The sequence below is a fragment of the Nocardia sp. NPDC052112 genome, assembly GCF_040680135.1.
In the GTDB taxonomy this organism is placed as follows: domain Bacteria; phylum Actinomycetota; class Actinomycetes; order Mycobacteriales; family Mycobacteriaceae; genus Nocardia.
Genome location: NZ_JBFAWD010000009.1, coordinates 187,417 through 213,922 on the forward strand (window position 1 = coordinate 187,417; position 26,506 = coordinate 213,922).

Genomic DNA, 26,506 nt, shown 5'->3' on the forward strand with positions numbered 1-26,506 from the left:
GCTCAGCGCTCGATCACGGCCTCGGTCGAAACTCGACGGCCACGATCAGCGGGGTTTATGGGCGAGCACCGCGAACATGGTCACCGATAGGTGGACATCACCGTTTTCGGCGCCGCGTTCCAGATCCGCGATGAGCTGGTCGCGCTGTGTCTCGGTGATGGAACCGCGCGCGACCGCCATGGCCGAGATGCGGTTGACCAACGCGCCTGCGCCGACCGTTCGATCCTGTACCAGGGCGTGCGAGCCGATCTCGTCGATCACCAGGCCCGCCTTGGTCAGCAGTCCGGGTAGCCTGCGGCCGGAGAAGGGATTGGTGGTCGCGGCGATCAGGGTGTCGATGACCTCGCGGACCACCTGCCGATCGCCGGGGTGCACGATTGCCGTACCCCAGTCGCTGTCCACCACCACGACGCGGCCGCCGGGTTTGAGCACCCTGGCGATCTCGGTGGCGGCGCGATTCGGCGCGGTCAGGTGTTGGAACACCCGCTCGCAGAGTGCGGCGTCGAAGGTCTTCGCGCCGAACGGCAGCCCGTAGGCGTCACCGGTTTGGAATTTGGCCGTCGAACCGGCCTGTGCGGCGCGGCGTTCGGCGGAGGCGAGCAGCTGCGGATCGGGTTCGACGCCGATCGCGGTGCCGGTCGGGCCGACTGCATCCGCGAAGGCGATGACCTCCGAGCCCGTGCCCGACCCGATATCGACCGCACTCTCGCCGGGCTGCAGCGCCAATGCTTCCTGTGCCCACGTGCGCAGTCGGCGGATGCCCGGCAGTGCCGCCTGCAGATCCCGCACGTCGACCAATTGATCCTGGCCCGCGCTGTCGAAGCGATCCGGGCGCAACCCCTGCATATTCATGGGCCCGATTCCGTCTCTTGGTATTGCCGTCGTCTGAGGCATGGCGCTGAGCCTACTTCGGTGCCGACGGCATCGCACGGCAGGTATGTGAGGTGGGTCACGATTCGAGCATGCCACCGATCCGGGTGGGCCGGGACCATGTGATGGTGCCGAGTGAGATGATCGGTGAGTCCGGTACCAGCGAAAGGAAGTCCCGTGGCCAAAGCGAAGTCCGCGACTGTCAAGCTGTGTCTCGCCCAGGAGCCGGCGGCGGACAAACTCCTTTCCGAGGATCCCTTCGCATTGCTGACGGGCATGCTGCTCGATCAGCAGTTCCCGCTCGAACACGCCTTCCGCGGGCCGAAGAAGATCGCCGATCGAATGGACGGCTTCGATATCCAACGGATCGCCGACGCCGATGCCGAGGCATTCGAGGAACTGTGCGCGACCCCGCCCGCCATTCATCGCTACGGCCGGTCCATGGCCCGCCGCACCCAGGAACTCGCGCGCTATGTGGTCGAGCATTACGACGGCAAGACCGAACGCATCTGGACCCAGGGCGATCCGGACGGCAAAGAGGTACTGCGCCGCTTGAAGGATCTGCCCGGCTACGGCGATCAGAAGGCCAGGATCTTCCTCGCGCTGCTCGGCAAGCAGCTCGCTGTGCGACCGACGGGGTGGGAAACCGCGGCCGGCGCCTACTCCGAACCCGGCTCCCGGCGCTCGGCCGCCGATATTGTCGACGGCGAATCCCTTTTGGAAGTAAGGGCTTTCAAGAAGCAGATGAAGGCCGCGGCCAAGAAGTCCTGAGGTCGCTCCGGGTTTGCTTATTCGAATCTGTCTGCATTTTTCCCTCGTGCCCGATTGAGTTCTCGCCGATGCTTTCCCCTCGAGAGCAACACCGAGATGAGGGAATGCAGTACATGAGGATGAGGAAACTCGCCGTCGCCGCGGCCCTGGTGACCGCGGCGACCGGGGTGGCCGCGGGCACCTCCGGCGCCGCCCCGGCCGCGACCGAAAACGACAATGGCGCAATAAATTTCACCGCCGAGGCGGTAAACGATTCATCGATCATCAAGACCGACGCGGGTTCGCTTGCTGTCGAGGGCGATGTCTTCGAAATCAAGGCGGCCGATGGGACCGTGCTAGCGGGCACTCCCCTGCGGTTCCGGATCGATGACTTCGAATTCCCCATCGCCGCACAGATTTCCGATCGCACCGCGACATTGACCCCGCAGATCGATCGCGAGCAGGCGGTCTACAAGCCGGTGGCGCTGCCGTATGAGGACAAGGCGCCGTGGAAGACCGAATACGACCGTGAAGTCGCGGCCTGGACCCGCCTGACGAGCACCATTTCGGCGGGGGCCACCATCGGCACGCTGGTCGGTGGTCTCGTCGGCGGTGCGGCCGGCTGCGTGCTCGGCGGTATCGCCGGCGCCACGGTCGCCTCGGCCACCATCGTCGGTCTGTTCGGTGCGTTCATCCCGGCCGCGGCCATCGGCTGCCTCGGCGGCATCATCGCCATCGGCGCGCTCGGCACCCTGGCCGGCCAGATCCTGATCACGGCTCCGGTCGCGATCGGTGCGGCGATCCAATACTTCACCACTATCAACCAGCCGCTCGTACCGGCCAAGTAGGTCGTACGGCATCCGTGGCCCCACCGTCGCCACAGAAACCGGCCCCGCCCAGTATCTCTCGACTGGGCGGGGCCTTCTTGTGTCCGGGAAGCGGGGGTCGACCGGGGCTGGCATGCTCAGGCTGTTCAGACTCTGCAAGCAGAAGGGATAGTGATGAATTTCGAGATCACGCGTGTTCTGCGGATCGCGCTACTCTTCGCCACGGGCGGTGCCACGCTGCTGATCGGTGCGGGCACTGCCGCTGCCGACGACTGGCCCTCCGACGGCGGCGGCGCATTGGAGGTCTATGAGACCAAGAACTTCGCGGTCCAATCCGATCCCGACTACTGGAATCCGCTTTCCGACCGGAACCGGTTGACCTCACCGTTCGGTATCAGCACCCGGATCGTGTGCACCAGCTTCCATGGCGTACAGCAGGATTGCTGGCAAGCGGACCTCGATGGCAATCCGCATAAGCTCACCATCGCCCCACTCGACGTGCCATACGCCGGGTCCAGTGGCACCGGCCACTTCGGGCCCAAGCACTACGTCTACCCGGGCTGACCCCGCGACCACGGAAACCGGCCCCGCTCAGCACCTCGCAACGGGCGGGGCCTTTTCGTGCCGTCGGGCAAGATCACGACCAGGCGGTTTATGCACGAGCATTACTTGCATTGACATTTAATGCGTGTGCATCTAAATTACCGAACGTGACTATGACAGCTACCGCATCCGAGACCCGGACCGCCGCGCCTACCGAGCACACCCCGAGCCGTTGGGGCCCGACGTTGTGGGCCGTGCTGTTCGTCGCCGGTCTGGCGATGTTCCTCGACGCACTCGACGTCTCCATGGTCGGCGTCGCCCTCCCGTCCATCGGATCCGAACTCGGCCTGAATACCGAGAGCCTGCAATGGATCGTGAACGGCTACATCCTCGGCTACGGCGGCCTGCTGCTGCTCGGCGGCCGAGCCGCCGACCTGCTCGGCCGCAGACAGGTATTCCTCACCGCCCTGGTGGTTTTCGGACTCGCCTCGCTCGCTGGCGGTCTGGTCGATGACGGTGCGCTGCTGATTGCCAGCCGCATCATCAAGGGCGTCGCCGCCGCATTCACCGCACCTGCCGCACTCTCGATCATCACCACTACCTTCAAGGAGGGGCACGATCGCAACCGCGCGCTGTCGATCTTCACGGTCTTCGGCGCCACCGGTTACGCCTCCGGCCTGATCGTGTCGGGTCTGCTCACCGGCGTCGACTGGCGACTGACCTTCTATGTCCCGGTGCTGGTCGTCGCCGCCGTGGTGCTCACCGCCTATTTCGTGGTGCCACGCAATGTCGAGAAGGAGCAGGGCCGCGTCGACTTCGCCGGTGCCGCACTGCTGACCGGTGGCATGCTGGCCGCCGTCTACACCATCGTCACCGCACCCGAAAAGGGCCTCACCGCAACGGTTGTCGCGACCGCCATCATCGCCATCGCCCTGCTGAGCGCCTTCTTCGTGGTCGAGAACAAGGTGGCCCACCCGCTGGTGCGGTTGAGCATCTTCAAGGTGAAGTCGATCGTGCGTGCGAATCTGGCCGCGCTGGCCATCTTCGGCTCCTACATCAGCTTCCAGACCATTGTGTCGCTGTACCTGCAGAACACCCTGGGCTGGCAGCCGCTGGAGATGGCGTTGGCCCTGGCGCCGACGGGCATTATCGTGGCGATCCTGTCGCCGATCGCGGGCAAGCTGATCGACCGCTACGGCACCACGCCGATGATCATCGCCTCGATGACCTCGTTCGTGATCGGGTATGTCTGGTTCATCTCCTTCGGCGGCAGCGCCGATCCGACCTACGCCGTGGACTACCTGCCCGCGTTCCTGCTGCTCGGCCTGGGTTTCGCGCTCGGCTTCTCCTCGGTCATGGTGCAGGCCACCGAGGGCATCGCCGACCACGAGCAGGGGCTGGCCTCCGGACTGGTGCAGACCTCCGGGCAGATCGGTGGAGCGGTCGTGCTGGCCGTGGTCACCGGGCTGATCAGCGGCGGCGCCGCCACCGGTATCGCGCAGTACCGGCCGGGTCTGTACCTGGTCACCGTGGTCGCGCTGGTCGGGCTGATCGCCTCGGCTACCGCACTGCTGGCCCGTCGTCAGCTGGTCGCGGAAGCGGCATAACCGAACAGCCCGGGATCGGGCGCGCCAGTCACCCCATGGGGGTCGCCAAATGGCGACCCCCATTCGGCGTTTTCAGGCGCATCGTGTGCTGGGCCACAGTATGATCGGAACATGGTGCGCGGCAAGGATTTCGATGCGAATCACGCATTCGGCGAGGTCGCGCGCCACTGGCAGGGCTTGGTACACGGCGATTTCGGTGTTAACTTTGATCCCATGTCTGCGAGCCGTCCGACCGTCCTGCGGGTCACCTACGTGACCGCCGCATTGGGTCTGCGACTGCCGTTGACTCGCGAACTGTGTTGTTCCTGCTGCAGCTGAGCCGCTCTTTCGGCTCGCGCGCTGCCCCGCCGCCGCACGTGTAGGCACGTCCCGTGGTATGGGACTTCAGCAAGGAATCTTCATATGTCCCTCCCCACCCTTGATCGATCCACTTCCAGGGTCGTCACCGGTCGTGTCCGTGTTCAGCGCCCCGTCGTCGCACCGGAACTGCGCATCGCCGACAATCCGGCGGCAGCCGTGCTGCGCGCCGCGACCGGCGGTCCGGTCTCCCGTGACAATGCCGCGCGCACAACAGGTTTGAGCATCGCGACGGTCAACCGCCAGGTGTCGGCGCTGTTGGCCGCCGGACTGCTGCGCGAGCGGCCCGACCTGACCGCATCGGGTGCGGTCGGTCGCCCGCGGATTCCGTTCGAAATCGACCACGAGGCCTATCTGACCCTCGGCATCCACATCGGCGCCGCGGTCACCAAGATCGTCGCGGCCGACCTACGTGGACGCATCCTCGGTGGACTGGCGATCGCGACCCCGCAGACCGGTCAGGACTTCGCGACCACGACCGTCGCGCGTAGCGCCAAGGCCTTCCTGCAGCGCTGGCATCGGCGCAAACCGCTCTGGGCCGGCGTGGCCATCGGTGGGCGGGTCGATACCGCGACCGGTGTCGTCGATCACCCCAAGTTGGCTTGGCAAGGCGCGCAGGTCGGTTCGGTGCTCGGCGAGGTGCTCGAGCTGCCGGTTTCGGTCGCGCCGCACGTCGAGGCCATGGCCGCGTCGGAGTTGCTGTTGCCGACCGGCGAGCCGCGTGATGGTGCGCGCGCCGGTGGGCCTGGCAGCAGCCTGTACTTCTATGTCCGCGAAACCGCCGGTATCGCAGTGACTTTGGACGGCCGGGTGCATACGCCCAGCAGCGGTCCCGGCTCGATCGCGCACTTCCCGACCGGCTCCGATGTCGAATGCACCTGCGGACGGCGCGGCTGCCTCGAGGTGACCGTCGGGGATCGGTCGCTGCACGCCAGAGCCGTTGGGCGCGGGATCATTCCGGCGCACAAGGGCACCGGTGGCACCACCATCGCCGACCTGTACCGCGCCGCCGAGGCGGGTGCGGCGGATGCGCAGGAGCTGCTCGCCGAGCGCGCCACCATACTCGGGCACACCGTCGCGATGGTCCGTGACATGCTCAATCCCGACCGGGTGATTCTCGGCGGCCAGGCCTTCACCGGCTACCGCCCCGCGGTCGCCCACGTCGCGCGTGCCTTCACCCACTCTTCCCAACTGCCACCGACCGATATCCGCATCAGCGGATTCGGCGGCAAGGTCCAGGAATTCGCCGCGGTGGTCACCGCACTCAGCACCATCTATGCCGATCCCCTCTCCGCCATCCGCCGCACCGCACTGACCGACTAGGTCACTGCCGAGCCAGTCGACGACCGGCCCCGGGATGACCCCCGTGGCCGGCCGATCACGTTGTACCCCGACCACCGCCGGCACCGCGGTCTCGGCCCGGCATAGCGAATTGGGTTATGCGAAGAGTGCTTCGAGGGCGGTGATGAAGTAGGGGAAGTGGCCCGCGAAGCGTTGGAGGTTGCGGTCGCGTTCGAAGGTGCCGAACCAGTAGAGGCCGGGTTGGGAGTCGGCGGCGAGGTTCAGATCGCGGAAAGCGCGGATCCAGTTGTCGGCGCGGCCGCCGATCACCATGAACGGCAGCGCTCTGGAGAAGACCAATTCCTGGTCGGCGGGTGGGATCTGGTCGCGGCTGGTCGCGTCGAGGCCGCGCTGCAGTGCGCGGATCTGCGCGACGAGTTCGCGGCCATGGGCCGTGCGGACCGGTAGGAATCGCGGCAGCAGCACAGTCGCGACCCCGGCGAGCAGGATCGCGACACCGACCAGTGCGCTGCCCGAGGTGAGTGCCAACGCGATGGTCGCGGCGATACCGCCGACAATCAGCGCCCCACCCAACAGGATCGGCAGACCGACCCGGGCCCGATCGATGAAGGCGCCGCGCTCGACCGCGTCGGCGAGCATTGCGCTGCGCACCGGCTGGGACTGCGCGCGGCCCGGCGCGCGCAACTCGCCGACGGTCACCGAATCGGTGCCGTCCGGCAGCAGTGCGCGGTAGACCGCCTTCTCGTAATCGCGCAGCTGGTCATCCGGTGTGTTGACCCGATCGATGCGCCAATCGCTATCGCTGACCGGCGCGATCCAGATGTACCGGCGCACCGCGAGGTCGATCACCGTCGCGGCGATATCGCTCGGATCGACATGTTCGTCGAGCAGTACGCCCGCCTCGCCGGGCAGAAGGCCCGCGGGGGAGGTGAACTGAACCTGATTGCCGTCGCGCAACAGCGGGTCGATCGTCTCCGAACCGGCAGTGGCCGCGGCGTTTTCCCGCCTGGTCTTGACCACGTAGGCCGCCATGGCGGCAAGTGCGAGCAGCAGCACTCCGAACGCGACGAGCACCGGAGTCGTGAAGGAGAAGGCACCCGCCGCTTTGTGGTCGCGAATATCGGCGTTGGCGGGGACCGTGCCCGGCGGCAGCTGCAGAGTCAGGTCGATATTGTCGCCCTTGCGCAGGTCGGTCTGGCGCCAGTAGAGCACCCCGTCCGCCTCGATCTGCAGATCGGAGCACTGCCGCAGATTGCCGGGCGGGCCCAGTTTGCAGTCCACCACGCCCATTTCGTAACTCGGGCTGATCAGGGATGCGTCGATCGATGCGACATCGGCATTGATGGTGCCGAGCCAGCGGAAGACTTGGGTGCCGGGTGCGTCGCTGACCGTGTTGTGGATCGCATAGGTAAAGGTCGATTCGCCCGGCTTGGCGTCGATGGTGAACAGATCGTTCGCGACCGTCGCGGTGCCGGTGCCCTTGGTATCGACATCGGTGACCTTGAAGACGCGTTCGACGTCGTCGCCGACCTTGAGGCGCAGTGGCAGTGTCATTTTGAAGCTGCCGTCGGCGGGGACGACGACCTTCTCGGTGACCTCGAGCACGCCCTCGCGGCTCAGTTTCAGATCCGCGACAATATCGACGCCATCGGTTGCGGGCTCCGTGTGGGCAACCGGTGCGGCGGCCAGCATTCCCGCGGTTGCGAGAAGCAGCGCGCTCGCGGCGCCCCCCCGTAAAGTCAGCATGGCTGCCTACTCTAGACAAGTTGCTAAGCTGCGTCAGCAGCCCGGCGCGAGCGACGGGCCCGCAGGCGGTAGCGCAGCGTGACCACGAAGGGACCTGGGAGCGCCGCAAATTCAATACCGTAGGCGATCATGAGACGAGGGGGTACGGGGGACGTGAACCAACCACCGTACGGCTATGGGCCGGTTCCGCCTGGTGGACAACCGGTTCCGCCGCGTCCCGGACCCGGTTCGCCCTATGGGCAGCCCGGATATCGTCCCGTGCCGGGCCAGCCCGGTTATGGCCAGCAGCCGGGTTATTATCCGCCCGGTTATGGCCAGCAGTCCGGTTATGGTCCGCCGCCTGGTTATGGCCAGCAGCCCGGGTACCCGGTGCCCGGATACGGACAGCGTGCGCCGATGCCGCCGCCCTACGGACCACCCGGACGTCGACCGCAGCAGCGCAAGAGCGGTGGCGGATGGATCGCGCTGCTGTTGATCGTCGTCTTCGTGGTCGCGGGTGGTCTGGTGCGTGGTGCGATTTCGCACGGCAGGACCAGCAGCACCTCGTCGGGCTCCGGTCCGAGCATGACCTACACCCCCGATTCGAATGGCGGCGTATCGGAGACCGGAACGAATCCACTACTGACCGATGCGAATACCACGTTGATCCCGGCGAAGTGCTCGTACTCGCCGTGGAGCACGCAGGTGGACACCGCGCGCAAGTTCTTCGAGACTGCCGCGAGCTGCCTGGAGTCGGCGTGGAAACCCGTACTGGCACAGAAGAATCTGCCGTTCCAGTCGCCGACGCTGAATGTCAGCGCCACCACGGACGGCATCACCACGCCGTGCACCGGTTCCACCAGTAATTTCGCCGCGTTCTACTGCCCGGCGAACAAGACGATCTACATGCCGCTCAGCCAGCTGCAGACCGATCTGTTCAAGGACAACTGGATCGTCTACCTGTCGGTCTTCGCGCACGAGTACGGCCACCATGTACAGGCCATGGCCGGAATCCTGCGCAAGGCCAATAGCGATCGCGTCGACGCGGGCGTGCGCAGTGAAAAGGGTTTGGAGCTCTCGCGCCGAATCGAGTTGCAGGCCAACTGTTTCGACGGCATGTACCTCGGCTCCGCGTCCAATGGCGGTTCGCTGACCACGTCGCAGATCACCCTCGCCCGCCGCGACGCACACGGCCGCGGTGACCAGCGCGGCGATATGCGCGATCACGGAACCGCGGAGAACGGTGGTACCTGGTTCGAGATCGGCGTGGACAAAAACCGTGCGGCACAGTGCAATACGTTCACCGCATCGACCGGTTCGGTGTCGTGAGCAGATGACGCAGCCGCCGCACGGCTATGGTGCGCCGCCCGGATCTCCGCGGCCCGGGTATCAACCTGCACCTGGCTTGCCGCCCGGAGCTCGTCCGCCCGAGCACCAACCAGCACTGGAGCACCAGCTGTCTGGGCCTCTGCCGCCGCTCGTATCTCACTCGCCCGGGTACCAGCCACTGCCGGGATCTGCCGCGTCACCGGGTTATCCGCCTGGTCATCGTGCACCGAACGCTGCCCCGTATGGTCCGCCGGTGCCGTACCGGCGGCCCGGTTATCCGCCGCGTCCGTACTCGCCACGGCGACGGAGTTCGGGTGCGGGGCTCAGTGCTCTGCTCGGTGTACTGACGGTCGTCGTCTTGGTCGTCGGACTGTTTGTCTCATCGGCGATTTCGGCCGACAACGAGAAGAAGCGGCACCGCCCGTCGGCCTACCCGCCGCCGACGCCGAGCTACACCTATGCTCCGCCGACATCGTCGACCTCCTCGCCGAGCCCGACATCGCGCGCCGCGGCGGTGACCACCAGCCGCGCCGCCGCGCCGACCACGACGAAACCCGCTGGGCCGCAACCGGTTGTCAAAACCGGTGACAACCCGCTGTTCGGTGACAGCGACTCGGGTCTGATCAATACCGAGTGCGGCTATCCGGCCTGGGCAGCGACGGTCGATGCGGCCACCCGGTTCTTCCAGGCTGCCGCCACATGTCTCGACAAGAAATGGCGTACCGCGCTACAGGGCGCGAACCTGCCGTACTCCAGCCCGGCCGTGAGCGTGCCGGCACGCGGGGCGGCCGCGGCATCACCGTGCGGCTCGGCCAGTGGCAATTCCGCCGCGTTCTACTGTTCGGCGAACCACACGATCTACATGCCCTTGGACACGATCCAGATCGAGCAGTTCGGCGACGACGCGGTGATCTACTTGACGTTGTTCGCGCACGAATACGGCCATCATGTGCAGGCGATCTCCGGCATCACGCAGGCGATGAACGATCAGCGCTCCGACGCGGGAGCCCGCAGCGCGCTCGGGCTCGAACTGTCGCGTCGCCTCGAGTTGGAGGCACAGTGCTTTGCCGGAATGTATGTCGGCACCTCGGTCGTTGACGGTGCTTTCGACAAGGCACAACAAAGCCGGACCACGGCTAGTCAGTACCGGCGTGGCGATAAGTCCGGCGATGCCCGCGATCACGGCACCTCGCAGCACTACGGGGCATGGTTCGACCAAGGCCAGACCTACGACCGGACATTTCAGTGCAACACGTGGAATATGTCGTCGGACGAGGTGTCCTAGCGAGCGCTTTCGCGCTCCGGCTTGATACTGCGGATCAGTGATCGCCACCCTGCGGCTGCCCGAAGTGCCCCTCGCCGAAGCGCCGCGGCGCATGTCCGTGCACGCCCTCGGCATACGCGGTCTCCGCATGCAGTGCGAAGTCGATGCCCGCGGTCTCGTCTTCCTTGCTGACCCGGAAGCCGAGGAACCGGTCGATGGCCTTGCCGAGCACGAAGGAGACGGTGAACGCGTACGCCGAGACCACCAGTACGCCGACCAGCTGCTTGCCGAATTGCGCGAGTCCGCCGCCGTAGAGCAGGCCCTCGACGCCACCGGTCATCACCTGGTTGGCCAACAGCCCGATCAGCAGTGTGCCGACGATACCGCCGACGAAGTGCACACCGACCACATCGAGCGAATCGTCATAGCCCGCCTTGAATTTCCAGCCGACCGCGAACGAACACACCACACCGGCCGCCAGACCGACGATGAGCGCGCCGAGCGTATTCACCGAACCGCACGAAGGCGTAATCGCGACCAGACCGGCCACCACACCCGAAGCCGCGCCGAACGTCGTCGGCCGACCATCGCGGATCTGCTCGACCGCGAGCCAGCCGAGCATGCCCAGACAGCCCGCTACCAGAGTGTTCAGGAATACCGCTGCCGCAACGCCATTCGCAGACAGCGCCGATCCGGCATTGAAACCGAACCAGCCGAACCACAGCAGACCCGCGCCGAGCAGCACGAACGGCAGATTGTGCGGGCGCATCGCATCGGTCTTGAAGCCGATGCGCGGGCCGAGCACGAGGGCCAGCGCCAGCGCGGAGGCGCCGGAGGCGATCTCCACGACCATGCCGCCCGAGTAGTCGAGCGCGCCGAAGGAGGCCAGCCAGCCGTCCGGACCCCACACCCAGTGCGCGATCGGCACATAAACCGCCAGCGTCCACAGCGGCACGAAGACCATCCAGCCCGCGAACTTCGCGCGGTCCGCGATCGCGCCGCTGACCAGTGCCGCGGTCAGGATGGCGAAGGTCAGTTGGAAGGTGGCGAACAGCAGCTCCGGAATGGTGCCGTGTACGGAATTCGGATCGATGCCCGCCATGCCGAAGTGGTCGAGGTTACCGATCACGCCGCCACCGGCGTCCGCGCCGAAGGCCAGGCTGTAACCGGCCAGCAGCCACACCACAGTTACCAGCGGAATCGCGATGAAGTTCATCATCAGCATGTTGAGTACGCCGGTCGAGCGCACCATCCCACCGTAGAAAATGGCCAGCGCGGGCGTCATCAGCAGCACCAGGGCCGTGCTGATGAGCAGCCAGGCGGTGGCCGCGGGATCGATGGTTGAGGACACGGGGTGACTCCTTCCAACGCGTGCATGCGTTGCGAAGAAGTTACCGAATGGTCACAGCGCTCCCGAGCGCAGCTGGGGGTATCGGCTCAGACAGTTCAGCACCGCGCCTTCTTGGCCAGGGCACGCAGCCCGCGCCGACCGGGCACCGGAAGGTCCTCACGCTCGGCTATCCATTCGGCGGTGGTGAGCCACCGGCGCTGGATGCGCGCATCGGCGGTGTCGTGGAAGATCCGGCGACCGCGGTCGTCGCGCAGGTCGTGGGCGAGGGTGGACCAGCGCGGCGGACGGTCGTATTCGGCCAGATGGTCGCGCAGGTACATCGCGACGATCGTGCCGATCGTATTGACCGGTCGCAGCGAGACCCGGTTGCCGTACTTCGCGGAGTAGAACCGCCTTGCGGCACAAAGGGATCCGGGATTGGCATCGGAGGCGATCCAGCCCGCGCGCTGTGCCCGTTCGACCAGCCAGAGGTGTTTCACGGCGGTCGGTGCGATATTGCCGATCCGGTCCCTGATCAGGGTCATCACCGGTTCGGACTGGAGCACATCGCGGCGGGTGGGGCCGGTGCCGTGCGCGATCCAATGGTCCTCGGCCAGCCTGGCCAGTATGCGGCCGAAATCATCGATGCTGCGCTGGGCCCGGCGGCCGAGGCGTTCGATGCGCTCGGCCTCCCGACGCATCTCGTTCTGTGCCGTGAGGGTGCGGATCGCGGCCATGGTCGGGACCTGACCGCGCTCCAGTAGTTCGAGGATGGCGGCGGCGGTCGACGGATCGGCGGCCGCGGCCACCGGTAGCGAATCGCGCTTGATCGCGAAGTCCTGGGGGCTGATCGCCCGGCTGAGCAGGTCGACGGCGGCATGGTCGTCGGCGAAATCGGTGCTCGAAAGCCAGGCTGCGGCGATGTCGTCACACGACGTCACGGTCGAAATTTCCTCCGGTGGAAGTGGTGTGAGTCGGCGAAAAGCGCCGGATATCATGGGATTCCAGGTTGTGCCCCGGTCGGGATGAGGGACCGGCCGGGGCCACCAACCTGATGAAGGTTTGGCTACCGAAGTTGCCGATAACCACGGTAGCCACGCGATTGCATCGGTGTCATGCTGGTTGATTGATTCGTTATCTCCGCATATGGATCCCGAATCGGGGCGCGAGTTCAATTAATCGCCGCCAAGTGCACTGGACGGGCGCCAAACTTCGCCGTTAGGCCGTTATCGATCTTCGATTGCTCCGACTTTGCCACCTTCGGCGCTGATCAGTGGGGGCTAACAAAGATCTGAGCATCTTGTGATCTACATCACATTTCTGTCGCGAATCGCCCGGCAGCGCGCCGCGCCCGGCCTGTCGGTCGAGGGGAATGTGCTTTGTCGGTGGGCGCCGGTAACCTCTGGCCGTGGCTCTGTACCGGAAGTACCGACCGGCAACGTTCGCTGAAGTGGTGGGTCAGGAGCACGTCACCGACCCGCTGAGTACCGCGCTCGACACTGGTCGGATCAGTCATGCCTATCTGTTCTCCGGTCCCCGAGGCTGTGGCAAGACCTCCTCGGCGCGCATCCTCGCGCGCTCGTTGAACTGTGTGCAGGGCCCGACCTCGACGCCGTGCGGCGTCTGCCCGTCCTGCGTCGCGCTCGGTCCCGGTGGGCCGGGCAATCTCGATGTGATCGAACTCGACGCCGCGAGTCACGGCGGTGTCGACGACACTCGCGAACTGCGCGATCGGGCCTTCTACGCGCCCGCGGAGTCGCGGTACCGGGTGTTCATCGTCGACGAGGCGCATATGGTCACCACGGCCGGGTTCAATGCGCTACTCAAGATCGTCGAGGAGCCGCCGGCCCACCTGATCTTCATCTTCGCCACTACCGAGCCGGACAAGGTACTGCCCACCATCCGCTCCCGTACACACCACTACCCGTTCCGGCTGCTGCCGCCCGCGACCATGCGCGGACTGCTCGGCAAGATCTGCGAGCAGGAGCGGGTGCCGGTCGAGGATGCGGTATACCCGCTGGTGATTCGCGCCGGCGGTGGGTCGCCACGCGACAGCCTGAGTGTGCTCGACCAGCTGCTCGCGGGCGCCGGTCCCGAGGGCGTCACCTATTCGCGGGCGGTTTCGCTGCTCGGCGTCACCGATGTCGCGCTGATCGACGATGCGATCGACGCGCTCGCCGCCGGCGATGGCGCCGCCCTCTTCGGCACCATCGACCGCGTCATGGAGGCAGGCCACGATCCGCGCCGCTTCGCCGTCGACCTCTTGGAGCGTTTGCGCGACCTGATCCTGCTGCAGGCTGTCCCCGACGCCGCCGATCGCGGCCTGGTCTCCGGCCCCGGCGATGTCCTGGAACGCATGCGTGAACAGGCCGAACGCACCGGCCCGGCCACGTTCGCCCGGCACGCCGAACTGCTGCACGAAGGTCTCGGCGATATGCGCGGCGCCACCGCTCCCCGCCTCCTGCTCGAAATCGTCTGCGCCCGCATGCTGCTCCCGTCGGTCTCCGACGCCGAATCGGCAACCCTGCAACGCCTGGAGCGCCTCGAACGCGGTATCGGCACCGCAGCGATGATGCCGCCCGCCGCCTCCGCGTCGTCTGCTCCGGCGCAGTCCGAACCGCCGACCGCCGCAGCACCGCCGCGCTCGCCCGATGAACCCCCACGCCGACGCGGCGCCGAACTCCTCGCCGCCGCCCGCCGCGAAAAGGACGCCACCCGCGCGGGTGCGAACCCGGCGAGTGCGCCCGCGCAGGCTGATGGCCCGGCGCAGGCTGGTGGCCCGGCGCAGGCTGGTGGCCCGGCGCAGGCTGGTGGCCCGGCGCAGGCTGGTGGCCCGGCGCAGGCTGGTGGCCCGGCGCAGGCCGGTGCTTCGGGGCGGAGCCTGCCTGCCGAACGTGCGGCGGCCGCGGAACAGCGGTCGACGGCCGGGCGTGGTGCCGAGCCAGCGGGAGCGGCTGGCGGGCAGGACCCTGGCGCTGGACAGCACACAACTGTCGAGCCCGGCATCGGTAGCCAAAACTCGGCTGGTGCGCAGAATTCGGCGGTCGAGCAGCGTGCCGCAGCCCAGAATTCGCAGGCCACGTCCGTGCGCCGGCATTCGGCTGCCGGGCAGAGCACAGCCGCCGGGCGAGGTGACGCGGAGGTCGGATTCGCTTTCGTACCAGGCGATTCGACGGCGGAGCGCGGTGGCACGCGGACCGGCGCGGCGCCGAGCCGCACACCTGCCGACCAGGAGTCGAGCACTGGACCGCTCGCCACAGAGCCGGTCGGATTCGATGCCTCGGCCGGGGCAAGCGGCGCACGCGCCGACGCGGCGCCCGAGATCCGGTCGACGGGTGCTGGAGCTGCGCCGGTCGACGCCGCCCGGAGTGAGCTTTTCGCCTCGCCCGAGGAGACCGCGGATCGAGCCGCCGCATCCAGCCGAGGTGCCGCGGAGTTCGCTGGTGGGGCGGGTTCGCCAGCCGCCGCGGGATCGCTGGAATCCGAAGGAACGCAAGCGCTCTCCGAGAGCGCGGCACCGCGAGGGCACGGCGCCGCGGGTGCTGGCGAGACCGCGGCGTCGTCGAATTCGGGAGCCGCTCGGTCGATTCCGGTTCAGCAGTCCGAGCGAGGTGCACCGGATCAGTTCGGGGCCGATCCGTCGGCGCCTGCGAGCGAACCGCTGCCCGGGTCGGGCGCGAGTGCCGAAGCACACCACGATGCTGCGGCGGGGCGTGGTGCTGCGGATCGGGGCGGCGCTGGTGCCGCCGCGCAGGCGAGCGAGCGGGCGGGTGCGCAGCGGCCGGAACGAGGTGTCGCGGATCGGCCGGGGGCGGCGCATGTGGGTCAGTCGGCGACCGGATCGGGCTCGGGTGGCGCGGGCGTGGGTCCTGCTGCCGTGCGGCCGGGTGGTGCGGCGCAGCCCGTTGGCGCACAAGATGCGGTCGTGCAGCCGGGGGCGGCGCAGCGCGGTGCCGAAGATCGTGTGGCGGAGCAAAGTGGTGTGGACGCTGGGGAGCCGCAGGGTGGGGATGCGGATCTGTTGCGAGCGGTGGAGGGGGCCTGGGCGGAGATTCGGGCCAAGGTCCGCGAGTTCGGGCCCACGGTGCAGGCGTTGTTGTCGGGAGCGTCGGTGGCTCGGATCGAGGGGGAGGTGATCGTATTCGCACATCAGCATGCGCCGCTGGCGCAGCGGTTGTCGGACCCGCGGAATGTGGAGGCGGTGCGGTCGGCGGTGCGGGCCGTGCTCGGCAGCGATCATCCGGTGCGCTGGGAGGCGGGCGGGGTCGCGCCCAGGCCTGCGGCCGCCGCGCCGAAGACGAGTCGGGGGCGTGGTCCGGCCGGGCAGCAGGCGGCCAATGCGCCGGGGCGTGAATCCGGCACCCCGGTCGGGCGCGGTTCGGATGCGCCGCCGCGGTTCTCGCGGCCGAGTCAGACCAGGGCGGCGGCCGCCGATCCGGCGGCGGGCGCTGGTGAGCGGCCCGCGCCGAGCGGTGACGCGCGCTCGTTCCGCGGCGACGACGATATTCCGCCACCCGATTACCCGGATCTACCGGATGACCCGGGACCGATGGATTACGCGCCGATCGATGGGGTCCCGCCGCCCTCCACGCCGGAGGAGGAGCAGGAGATGCTGGCCGAATCGCAGAACCCGGTGGCCCCGGGGGATCGGCGCGACCCGGATGAGGTCGCCTTGGAGTTGCTCAAAAGTGAGCTGGGTGCCACACGGCTCGACGGTTGACAACCGTCGTTCATAAGACGTTAAGTTAACCGGAGTTCGCACACGACGGTAGTATGAACGGGTGGCCGCGAACTGCGGTGTCGCGACGTTCTATCGTATGCCCAGGGCTACTGGGCGGTAGGACTCGTGATCACCGCTGCTTGTCGGCTTTTGTACAGCGTTAGGACGATCGGGTTCCGGCCCGGTCGGCGAGGTCCCCCGCGGCCACGCCGCAAACGTGGTGTCGCTGCACAACGCGCTCGAACGGATGACGTTCGGACGCCGCATAGAGCGTGGATGGACGCATGTTCGCCCCCGCTGCACCCTAAGGAAGGAAACACTCCGATATGACCACAGAGGCCTACATTTACGAGGCCATCCGCACCCCGCGCGGACGCGGCAAGAAGAACGGTTCGCTGCACTCGGTCAAGCCGATCGATCTGACTGTTGGTCTGATCCAGGAGCTGCGCGGCCGTTTCCCGAATCTCGACGAGGACCGGATCTCCGACTTGATCCTGGGCGTCGTCGCGCCGGTGGGTGACCAGGGTGCCGATATCGCCCGCACCGCCGTGACCGTGGCCGGCCTGCCCGACACCGTCGGCGGCTTCCAGCTCAACCGCTTCTGCGCCTCGGGCCTCGAGGCCGTCAACCTGGCCGCGCAGAAGGTCCGCTCCGGCTTCGACGACCTGGTCATCGCTGGTGGTGTGGAGTCCATGTCCCGCGTGCCGATGGGCTCCGACGGTGGCGCCTGGGCGCTGGACCCGGCCACCAATTACGACACCTACTTCGTCCCGCAGGGTGTCTCCGCCGACCTGATCGCCACCATCGAGGGCTTCTCCCGCGATGACGTGGACGCCTACGCCGTGCGCTCGCAGGAGCTCGCCGCCAAGGCCACCACCGGCGGCTACTTCGCCAAGTCGATCGTTCCGGTCAAGGACCAGAACGGCCTCATCGTCCTCGACAAGGACGAGCACATGCGTCCCGGCACCACCGCCGAGGATCTGGCCAAGCTGAACCCGTCCTTCGCCGTGGTCGGTGAAATGGGCGGCTTCGACGCGGTGGCCCTGCAGAAGTACCACTTCGTCGAGAAGATCAACCACGTACACCACGGCGGCAACAGCTCGGGCATCGTCGACGGTGCCGCGCTGGTGCTGGTCGGTTCGGAAGAGGCGGGCAAGGCCTCCGGCCTGACCCCGCGCGCCCGCGTTGTCGCGACCGCCACCAGCGGTGCCGACTCCACCATCATGCTGACCGGTCCGACTCCGGCCGCCAAGAAGGCGCTGGCCAAGGCGGGCCTGACACTCGACGACATCGACCTGGTCGAGATCAACGAGGCCTTCGCCTCCGTGGTGCTGAAGTTCCAGAAGGATCTGCAGATCCCGGACGAGAAGCTGAACGTCAACGGTGGCGCGATCGCGATGGGCCACCCGCTCGGCGCCACCGGCGCCATGATCACCGGCACCATGGTCGACGAGCTGGAGCGCCGCAACGGCCGCTACGCGCTGGTCACCCTGTGCATCGGTGGCGGCATGGGTGTCGCGACCATCATCGAGCGCGTCTAACCCCAACCGACAGCACAGAATTCAAGGAGACACAGAGCTGTGAGCGAAACCAACATGATCGGTTGGGAGCAGGATTCGGACGGCATCGTCGTTTTGACGATGGACGACCCGAACCAGGGCGCCAACACCATGAACGAGCTGTACAAGTCGTCGATGACCGCCACTGTCGACCGGCTCGAGGCCGAGAAGGACAACATCACCGGCGTGGTGATCACCTCGGCGAAGAAGACCTTCTTCGCGGGCGGCGACCTGAAGAACATGATGAAGGTCGGCCCGAACGACGGCCAGGCCCTCATGGACGAACTCGACACCATCAAGTCGGCGCTGCGCCGGCTGGAGACCCTGGGCAAGCCGGTCGTCTCGGCGATCAACGGCGCCGCCCTCGGCGGTGGCCTGGAGATCACCCTCGCGACCCACTACCGCATTGCCGCGGATGTGCCGGGCGTGCAGCTCGGCCTGCCCGAGGCGACCCTTGGCCTGCTGCCCGCCGGTGGCGGTGTCATCCGCACCGTGCGCATGTTCGGCCTGCAGGGCGCGCTCATGCAGTTCCTGCTGCAGGGCAACAAGTACCGCCCGGTCAAGGCCAAGGAGATCGGCCTGATCAACGAGGTGGTCGGCTCCATCGAGGAGTTGGTACCCGCCGCCAAGGCGTGGATCAAGGCCAACCCCGAGGGCGGCGTACAGCCGTGGGACAAGAAGGGCTTCAAGATCCCGGGCGGTACACCGTCCAGCCCGGCCTTCGCCGCCAACCTACCGGCCTTCCCGGCCAACCTGCGCAAGCAGCTCAAGGGCGCCAACATGCCCGCCCCGCGCGCCATCATGTCGGCCGCCGTGGAGGGTTCGCAGGTCGATATCGACAATGCGTCGCTGATCGAATCGCGCTACTTCGTCTCGCTGCTGACCGCCCCGGTCGCGAAGAACATGATCCAGGCGTTCTTCTTCGACCTGCAGTCGATCAACAACGGCGGTTCGCGGCCCAAGGATGTCCCGAAGAAGGAGATCCGCAAGGTCGGCGTGCTCGGCGCGGGCATGATGGGCGCGGGCATCGCCTACGTCTCGGCCAAGGCGGGCTACGAGGTCGTGCTGAAGGACGTCACCATAGAGGCGGCCGAGCGCGGCAAGAACTACTCCGAGAAGATCGAGGCCAAGGCGCTGTCCCGCGGTAAGACCACCGAGGACAAGTCCAAGGCGCTGCTGGACCGGATCAAGCCGACCGCGGATGCGGCCGACTTCGCCGGCGTCGACTTCGTGATCGAGGCGGTCTTCGAGAACACCGAGCTCAAGCACAAGGTGTTCCAGGAGATCGAGGACATCGTCACCCCGGACGCGCTGCTGGGCTCCAACACCTCCACCCTGCCGATCACCGGTCTGGCGACCGGTGTGAAGCGTCAGGAGGACTTCATCGGCATCCACTTCTTCTCGCCGGTCGACAAGATGCCGCTGGTGGAGATCATCAAGGGTGAGAAGACCTCCGATGAGGCGCTGGCCAGGGTGTTCGACTACACCCTCGCGATCAAGAAGACCCCGATCGTCGTCAACGACAGCCGCGGCTTCTTCACCTCGCGCGTGATCGGCACCTTCGTCAACGAGGCGATCGCCATGCTCAACGAGGGCATCGAGCCCGCCACCATCGAGCAGGCCGGTCTGCAGGCGGGCTACCCGGCCGCGCCGCTGCAGCTGTCGGACGAGCTGAACCTGACGCTGATGCAGAAGATCGCCAAGGAAACCCTCGAGGCCGCCGAGAAGGGTGACAACACCCTGGGCGTCAAGCGGCACCCGGCGCAGGATGTCATCGACTACCTGGTCGAGCAGGGACGCCCGGGGCGTCTGGGCAAGGCCGGTTTCTACGAGTACGACGAGGACGGCAAGCGCCTCGGCCTGTGGCCAGGGCTGCGCGAGCACTTCAAGACCACCGCCGGTTTCGGTGTGCCGCTGCAGGATCTGATCGACCGCATGCTGTTCATCGAGGCGATCGAGACCCAGAAGTGCTTCGACGAGGGGGTGCTGACCACCACCGCCGACGCCAACATCGGCTCGATCTTCGGCATCGGCTACCCGGCCTGGACCGGTGGTGTGCACCAGTTCATCGTCGGTTACCCGGGCGGCCAGGCCGCCTTCGTCGAGCGTGCGGACTACCTCGCCAAGACCTACGGCGAGCGTTTCGAGGTTCCGGCCTCGCTGCGCAAGTAAATTCGTGCGGTAACCCGCAACGCGGGTCCGTAGCGACTGCTTGCAGGTCATTTGAAAGGGACAGCCCGCCATCGCATTTCGCGGTGGCGGGCTTGCCCGTTCAGGGCGTTTTCGGATGCCGTTAACCCCTACGATCGACCTCGTCGATACGGTGGCTGATTGTGGTCAGACGTAAACGGTCCCTGCTGGTAGCGTCCATCGCGGTCGCGTCTGTCATCGGCCCGGCGGCCAATGCCGCGCCCGCGCCGATCGCCTCCGATACGGCACCGGTGCGTCTGCTCGGCCAGCAGCTCATTCCGTATGGCACGGACTTCCGAGGCACCACTGTCGGTGGCCTGTCCGGTATCGATTTCCAACCGGGTACCGGCGAATATGTCCTGATCAGCGATGACAGATCGGAACGCGATCCGGCGCGGTTCTACACCGCCCGGTTCGGCGTGGACGACGGCGGCGTCGGTCCGGTGGCACTCACCGGCACCCACCCGCTGCGCACCCCGGACGGCGCGCGGTACGCGGCGAAGTCCTTGGATCCGGAGGAGATTCGGGTCGACCCGTGGACCGGCGACTACTACTGGACACAGGAGGGGGAGCGCACCGATTCCGTCCTCGCCGACCCCTCGGTCCGCATCACCCACCCGGATGGCACGTTCGTCGCCGAACTTCCGATTCCGGAGAACGAGCGGATGCGCCCGGCCACGGGCCCGCGTCAGAATCTCGCGCTCGAGGGCGCTACTTTCGCGGCGGGCGGCGCACTGTTCGTGACCTGCGTCGAGGGCCCGCTGCTGCAAGACGGTCCGGTCGCAACGGTGAAAACCGGTGCCACTTCACGTATTACGGTGCAGGCGCGCTTCGGCCCGCTGCTCGCGCAATACGCCTACCCGATGGAGCCGGTTTTCGCGGAGTCGAGTCCCGAGCCGGGCCAGGGTATGAACGGCATCGCCTCGATCCTGGCCGCCGATCCGCTCGACCCCACGAAATTCCTTGTCCTGGAACGCTCTTATGTGCTCGGTGTCGGCAATAAGATCCGGATCTATGAGGCCGATACCAATGGCGCGACGAATATCCTCGATGCGTCGCTCGGCACCGCCCGACCGGTCACCAAGCGCTTGCTGGTCGACCTCGCCGACCTCGGGCTCGACCCCATCGACAATATCGAGGGCATGACCTGGGGTCCGCGCCTACCGTCGGGCGAGCGCACCTTGGTATTGGTCAGTGATAACAACTTCTCGGATATGCAGGTCACTCAGATCGTGGCACTGGCCGTCCGGTAGGGGATTATTCGAAGATGAAGTCCGCCAGCGCATTTCGCGGTGGCGGGCGATGTGGTTCAGCTGAGACGTAGATCCTCGGCGGCCTGGGAGTAGGCGTCGGCGGCGCGGGTGAAGTAGTCGAAGAGCACTTCGCGCTGTTCGGCTGAGTAGCCGCCGATGATTTCGCCGATGGCGCGCCGCGCCGGGGCCAGGATCTCGTCGAGATCGGCCGGTTTGTCGATCAATTCGACGATCACCTTGCGGCGGTCGCCGGGCACGGGGACGCGCCGCACATAGCCCGCGTCCTCCAGGCGATCGATGAGGCGGGTGGTCGGGCCGGTGGTCAGTCCGCTGCGCGCGCCCAGTTCGCCGGGTGTCATGGCGCCGTTGAGTTCCAGGATGTTCAGTGCGTAGAGATCGGTCGCGCCCAGGTCGACGGCGCGCGCGCCCGCCTGTCCGTGCAGCATTACCGCGCTCAGATAGCGGCGGTAGACCTCGCTCGCGTCCGGGCGCATCGGCGGTGTTGACACGGATACCTCCATCTTCTAATCTCTTCTTCAACGAAGAGACTGCTTTGGCGAAGAAAGCTCTTTCAAGAAGAAATCTAGCATGGAGGACCGAGATGAACACAGCACCACGTAGCGATTCGATGGGAGGCGACGGGCGGGCGACGGGTGGACACAGCAATGACCACCGGGAGATCCAGGCCGTACTCGCGGATCTGGTCGACGCGTGGGGTCGCGGCGATGCCGACGCCTACGGGTCGGTCTTCACCGAAGACGCCACCTACACAAGCTTTCTCGGCACCCTCTACCGCGGCCGCGCCGATATCGTCGCCTCGCACCGTGCCCTGTTCGGCAGCGTCCTGAAGAGCACCCGGCTGGCCGACGACATCGTCGACATCCGCTTCTACGGTCCGGATACCGCCGTGGTCAACAGCCACGGCGACACCTACAAGGGCAAGCCGAAGAGCCTCGACCAGCTCGCGAAGACACAGACCTACACCCTGGTCCGCCGTGACGGCCGCTGGCTGATCGCCGCCTTCCAGAACACCAAGCGCAACAAGCTCATGGCGCGCATCACCTACCTGTCCACCCCCGCCGCCCGCCCGGCCGTCGAACGCTGAGGCGGTCGCAACCGCGCTGTTTCGAAAGCCCACCCACTCGGGTTGATACCGCGCTACTTTGGAGTATGCGCAGACATTTCGGGCATCGCGAGATCGTTTCGTGATGCCCGATGTCCGTGTGCTTCTTGATCGCCGGTGACGCCGATTCGATGCGAATTCGAGGTGGTCACGTGAATCCACAGATGCGTTCGGGCAAGGCAAACACCGAATCGACTCCGGCCGGATCGGACACACAGCGACATGCGCCCATCGTGATCGTCGACGAGCTGGAGGCGATGGGCCTGTCGGATGCTGTCGAGATCGGCCGGGGCGGGTTCGGTGTGGTCTACCGCTGTGTCCAGTACGCACTGAACCGGGTAGTCGCGGTCAAGGTGCTCTCCTCGGAGATCGATGCCGAGAGCCGTGAACGATTCCTGCGCGAGGAGCAGGCGATGGGGCGGCTGTCCGGCCATCCGAATATCGTCGACATCCTGCAGGTCGATGTCACTCCGACCGGTGAGCCGTTCATCGTGATGCCCTATTGCACCCGGGGTTCGCTCGAGCAGGTCATTCGAGAACAAGGGCCGCTCACCTGGGCGGATTCCCTGCGCGCCGGGGTCAAGCTGGCGGGCGCGATCGAGAGCGCGCATCGGGCCGGGATCCTGCACCGGGACGTCAAACCGGCGAATGTCCTGCTGAGCGCATACGGCGAACCGCAGCTGACGGATTTCGGAATCGCCCGGATCCCCGGCGGTTTCCGCACCTCGAGCAGTTTGATCACGGGCTCACCCGCCTTTACCGCGCCCGAGGTGCTCAAGGGCGACGAGCCGACCGTCCGCTCCGATGTGTACGGACTCGGCTCCACGCTGTTCGCCCTGCTGACCGGCCATGCCGCCTTCGAACGGCAGTCGGGGGAGAAGGTGGTCGCGCAATTCCTGCGGATCACCACCCAGCCGGTGCCCGATCTGCACGGCCACGACATTCCCGACGATGTCGCCGACGCCATCCAGTACGCGATGGATACCGATCCGGATAGCCGGCCCGCCTCGGCGTTCGAGTTCGGTGAGATGTTGCGCACCGTGCAGTACGACCATGATCAGATGCCCGATGAGATGGCGCTGTTGGATACCTCGGTGGTGACGCCGGACGAGGCGGACCAGCAGAACGCGACCGAGGCGACGGTGGCGCGAGCTGCCGTGACCGCACGCCGCAGTTGGCCGTTGACATTGCGTCCCGCGGTTTCCCAGCATCCCGGCAACGCGAGTCCGATCGCGCATTCACTACCGCCGACGGCCACGACGAAATTCCGCCCGCCCACCCCGGCCCGCGATCCGGTGCCGCGCCCGCGCCTGCTCGATACGCTGCGCGCCGGTGGCCGCCGCAGGCTCGCCATGATCCACGCACCGGCCGGCTTCGGTAAAAGCACGGTGGCCACGCAATGGCGCAACGAGCTGACCGGGGGCGGGGTCCCGGTGGCCTGGCTCGGCATCGACCAGGACGACAACAATGAGATCTGGTTCCTGGCCCACCTCATTCAGGCGATTCGTCGGGTCCGCCCGGATATCGGCGAGGGTTTGGATCAGGTGCTCGAGGAGCGGCCAGCCGATGCGGCCGCCTATGTCATCTCCACGCTGATCGATGAGATCCACGCCAGCGGGACCACCGTCGTGGTGATCGTGGACGACTGGCACCGGGTCAGTGATGCGGGCGCGCGGCGGGCGATGGATGCGTTGCTGGACAACGGATGTCACCATCTGCGTTTCGTCGTGACCAGTCGGGAGCAGTCGGGTCTGCCGACCAGCCGGATGCGGGTGCACGACGAACTGGTCGAGATCGGCTCCTCGGCGCTGCGCCTGACCACGGCGGAGACCAAGGACATCCTGGTGCAGCGCAACGGCTTCGCGCTCACCGATAACCAAATCGAGGAGATCCGCACCGCCACCGACGGCTGGCCCGCCGCGGTCCAACTGGTGAGTTTGTCGTTACGCGGCAAAGCCGATCCGGATAGTTTGATCGCCAATCTGGCCGAGGGCGGTAACGGCATCCGCGAGTATCTCGCCGAAAACGTGCTGGACACCCTCGAACCCAAGATGCTCGACTTCCTGACCTCGATCTCGATCACCGAGCGGGTCTGCGGTTCGCTGGCCTCGGCGCTGTCGGACGAGCCGGACGGCGAATCGATGTTGGAGCAGGCCGAACAGCGCGAGTTGTTCGTCCGGCGCATTGCCCACGATCCCGAGTGGTTCCGGATGCAGCCGCTGTTCGCCGAACTGCTGCGGGCGCGCTTGGAGCGAGCCGATCCGGGCAAGTTGAAGGCATTGCACCGCAAGGCATCTCGCTGGTACGCCGAACATCAACTGCTGCGCAAGTCGGTCGATCACGCGCTCGCGGCAACAGATCTGAAGATGGCGCTGGATCTGCTCGAGAGCGGCGGCATGGACCTCATCGATAAGTCCCGCCTCGCGACGCTGCTCGGCACGGTATCGAAACTGCCGGTGCAGCAGGTCGCTTCGCGATCCAAACTGCTGATGGCCGTGGCCAGGGCGAATGTGAATCTGCAGGAGTCGAGTGCGGCGCGCCAGGCCTTGGGCCGATTGTCCAATGTGCTGGCGCGCGGGTCGTCCACCGATGCCGAGGTGGATCGGCAGCGCTGCCAGGCCGCGGTGCTCGCGGCCTCGGATCAGATCGCGCGTGACCATACCGAGGGAGTGCTCGACCGGGTGGCCGAATGCCTGGAAAGGCCCGATGAATTACCGGCCTGGACCGTATCGACCGCCGCGAATCTGACCTCCTTCGTGCGACTATGCGAATTCGACTTCGACGGTGCGCGCGAAATCCAGGAGTGGGCGGCGCCGTATCATGCCCGATCCAAGGATCCGCTCGGCGAGGTGTTCGGACTGTGCGGAAAAGGTGCCGCAGCCTATGAACAGCTCGATATCGCCGCTGCCACAAGCTGTTTTCAGCAGGCTTGGGAGACCGCGCGGGAGAAATCGGGACCACGCTCGCATGCGGTGCGGGTGGCCGCGGCGCTGCTCGGCGAAATGAATTACCGCCGAGGCGAGCTGGATATCGCCGATCGGCTGCTCGACGACAGTCATCAGTTGGTCACCCGGATCGGGCCGGTGGACTTCCTCATCTCCACCTTCGTGGTCGGTGCCAGGGTCAAGGCCGCGCTGGGTGATCTGTATACCGCCACCGTCCGGCTCGACGAGGGTGATCGAATTGCCGCCGACAACAGGCTGGCCCGGCTCGCCGCGCATATCCGCGCCGAGCGGCTGCGCCTGGGACTGCTCACCGATACCGCGGCCCGGCGGGTCGCCGATGCCGTGACCGGATACGAATCGGATATCTCCGGAACCATCCACCAGACCCATCGGATGAGGGGCGCGGCGGCGCTGGCCGCCGAGGCGGAGGAGATCGCCGCGATCCGCGCACTGCTGTCCGAACGTCAGTTGCGCACCGATGATCGCGCGGTGCGCCGGGCCCGCGCGCTGCACGGCCGCATGGTCGAACAGGGTCGTCCCCGTGCGCAATTGGATACCGTACTGCTGCTCGCCGAGTGTCTGGCGGCCTCGGGCTGGGTCGGCGAGGCCACCGGACTGCTGCTGCCCGCGGCCGCCACCTGCGCCGAACACGGTTGGACCATGCCGCTGCTGGATGCGGGCCCCGGTGTGCTCGGAATTCTGCGCGTAGTGCGCACCGAAATGCGATCCGCGCCAGGCCAGTCCGGCGAAACGGCACTGCCCGCCCTATTCCTGGATGAACTCCTGGGCTAGGGCGGGCAGCATCGGTTGCT

18 protein-coding genes and 1 pseudogene are annotated in these 26,506 nt (G+C 66.7%); 14 read left to right on the forward strand and 5 right to left on the reverse strand.

The genetic code is table 11. The features are described 5' to 3' along the window. Positions 1 to 45: 45 nt before the first annotated feature. Positions 46 to 852, reverse strand: coding sequence for a methyltransferase domain-containing protein (locus AB0L58_RS19810; protein WP_364388604.1), 807 nt, complete (start codon positions 850 to 852; stop codon positions 46 to 48). 195 nt (positions 853 to 1,047) lie between these two features. Between AB0L58_RS19810 and AB0L58_RS19815 the strand changes: the two genes are divergently transcribed. The 6 genes from AB0L58_RS19815 (at position 1,048) to AB0L58_RS19840 (ending at position 6,277) form a co-directional block, all read left to right on the forward strand. Beyond that, the gene (locus AB0L58_RS19815; RefSeq protein ID WP_364388606.1) at positions 1,048 to 1,641 is read left to right on the forward strand and encodes an HhH-GPD-type base excision DNA repair protein; all 594 of its coding nucleotides are present in this window, start codon (positions 1,048 to 1,050) and stop codon (positions 1,639 to 1,641) included. A 113-nt stretch (positions 1,642 to 1,754) separates the two neighbouring features. Next, on the forward strand, positions 1,755 to 2,468 hold the full coding sequence (locus AB0L58_RS19820) for a hypothetical protein (protein WP_364388608.1): 714 nt from the start codon (positions 1,755 to 1,757) through the stop codon (positions 2,466 to 2,468). 153 nt (positions 2,469 to 2,621) lie between these two features. Continuing rightward, the gene (locus AB0L58_RS19825) at positions 2,622 to 3,011 is read left to right on the forward strand and encodes a hypothetical protein (RefSeq protein ID WP_364388610.1); all 390 of its coding nucleotides are present in this window, start codon (positions 2,622 to 2,624) and stop codon (positions 3,009 to 3,011) included. A 257-nt stretch (positions 3,012 to 3,268) separates the two neighbouring features. Continuing rightward, complete coding sequence (locus AB0L58_RS19830; RefSeq protein ID WP_364388855.1) at positions 3,269 to 4,597, forward strand: MFS transporter; 1,329 nt, start codon at positions 3,269 to 3,271, stop codon at positions 4,595 to 4,597. 111 nt (positions 4,598 to 4,708) lie between these two features. Beyond that, positions 4,709 to 4,915, forward strand: coding sequence for a hypothetical protein (locus tag AB0L58_RS19835; RefSeq protein ID WP_364388612.1), 207 nt, complete (start codon positions 4,709 to 4,711; stop codon positions 4,913 to 4,915). Positions 4,916 to 4,999: 84 nt separating this feature from the next. Beyond that, positions 5,000 to 6,277 (forward strand): ROK family protein, encoded by a 1,278-nt coding sequence (locus AB0L58_RS19840; protein ID WP_364388614.1) that lies wholly within the window; start codon positions 5,000 to 5,002, stop codon positions 6,275 to 6,277. A gap of 114 nt (positions 6,278 to 6,391) precedes the next feature. Here the strand turns inward: AB0L58_RS19840 and AB0L58_RS19845 are convergent, their stop codons facing one another. Next, complete coding sequence (locus AB0L58_RS19845) at positions 6,392 to 8,002, reverse strand: DUF2207 domain-containing protein (RefSeq protein WP_364388616.1); 1,611 nt, start codon at positions 8,000 to 8,002, stop codon at positions 6,392 to 6,394. Between the two features lie 129 nt (positions 8,003 to 8,131). Here AB0L58_RS19845 and AB0L58_RS19850 point away from each other — a divergent pair, with 129 nt between their 5' ends. Continuing rightward, the gene (locus AB0L58_RS19850; RefSeq protein WP_364388618.1) at positions 8,132 to 9,310 is read left to right on the forward strand and encodes a neutral zinc metallopeptidase; all 1,179 of its coding nucleotides are present in this window, start codon (positions 8,132 to 8,134) and stop codon (positions 9,308 to 9,310) included. Between the two features lie 253 nt (positions 9,311 to 9,563). Then, on the forward strand, positions 9,564 to 10,595 hold the full coding sequence (locus tag AB0L58_RS19855) for a neutral zinc metallopeptidase (protein ID WP_364388620.1): 1,032 nt from the start codon (positions 9,564 to 9,566) through the stop codon (positions 10,593 to 10,595). Between the two features lie 34 nt (positions 10,596 to 10,629). Here the strand turns inward: AB0L58_RS19855 and AB0L58_RS19860 are convergent, their stop codons facing one another. Continuing rightward, entirely contained in the window at positions 10,630 to 11,925 is a 1,296-nt protein-coding gene (locus AB0L58_RS19860) for an ammonium transporter (protein WP_364388622.1), read from the reverse strand. A 95-nt stretch (positions 11,926 to 12,020) separates the two neighbouring features. Then, positions 12,021 to 12,845, reverse strand: coding sequence for a hypothetical protein (locus tag AB0L58_RS19865; protein WP_364388624.1), 825 nt, complete (start codon positions 12,843 to 12,845; stop codon positions 12,021 to 12,023). A 467-nt stretch (positions 12,846 to 13,312) separates the two neighbouring features. On the opposite strand from AB0L58_RS19865, the pseudogene AB0L58_RS19870 reads away from it, so the two are divergent. The 4 genes and pseudogenes from AB0L58_RS19870 to AB0L58_RS19885 all read left to right on the forward strand — a co-directional run. After that, positions 13,313 to 15,040 (forward strand): annotated as a pseudogene (locus tag AB0L58_RS19870) (DNA polymerase III subunit gamma and tau); the annotation flags it as partial. A 1,910-nt stretch (positions 15,041 to 16,950) separates the two neighbouring features. Continuing rightward, positions 16,951 to 18,165 carry an acetyl-CoA C-acetyltransferase gene (locus AB0L58_RS19875; RefSeq protein WP_364388626.1) on the forward strand — a complete coding sequence of 405 codons (1,215 nt, stop codon included), beginning with the start codon at positions 16,951 to 16,953 and terminating at the stop codon, positions 18,163 to 18,165. A 39-nt stretch (positions 18,166 to 18,204) separates the two neighbouring features. Continuing rightward, positions 18,205 to 20,355, forward strand: a complete 2,151-nt coding sequence (locus AB0L58_RS19880) for a 3-hydroxyacyl-CoA dehydrogenase NAD-binding domain-containing protein (protein WP_364388628.1) — start codon at positions 18,205 to 18,207, stop codon at positions 20,353 to 20,355. Positions 20,356 to 20,516: 161 nt separating this feature from the next. Then, positions 20,517 to 21,626: an esterase-like activity of phytase family protein gene (locus AB0L58_RS19885; protein WP_364388630.1), complete on the forward strand. Its 1,110-nt coding sequence runs from the start codon at positions 20,517 to 20,519 to the stop codon at positions 21,624 to 21,626. A gap of 56 nt (positions 21,627 to 21,682) precedes the next feature. On the opposite strand, the gene AB0L58_RS19890 is transcribed toward AB0L58_RS19885, so the two are convergent. Further along, complete coding sequence (locus AB0L58_RS19890; protein ID WP_364388632.1) at positions 21,683 to 22,135, reverse strand: MarR family transcriptional regulator; 453 nt, start codon at positions 22,133 to 22,135, stop codon at positions 21,683 to 21,685. Between the two features lie 92 nt (positions 22,136 to 22,227). Between AB0L58_RS19890 and AB0L58_RS19895 the strand changes: the two genes are divergently transcribed. Further along, complete coding sequence (locus tag AB0L58_RS19895; RefSeq protein ID WP_364388634.1) at positions 22,228 to 22,731, forward strand: SgcJ/EcaC family oxidoreductase; 504 nt, start codon at positions 22,228 to 22,230, stop codon at positions 22,729 to 22,731. Between the two features lie 170 nt (positions 22,732 to 22,901). After that, on the forward strand, positions 22,902 to 26,486 hold the full coding sequence (locus tag AB0L58_RS19900; RefSeq protein ID WP_364388636.1) for a protein kinase: 3,585 nt from the start codon (positions 22,902 to 22,904) through the stop codon (positions 26,484 to 26,486). Positions 26,487 to 26,506: the final 20 nt, after the last annotated feature.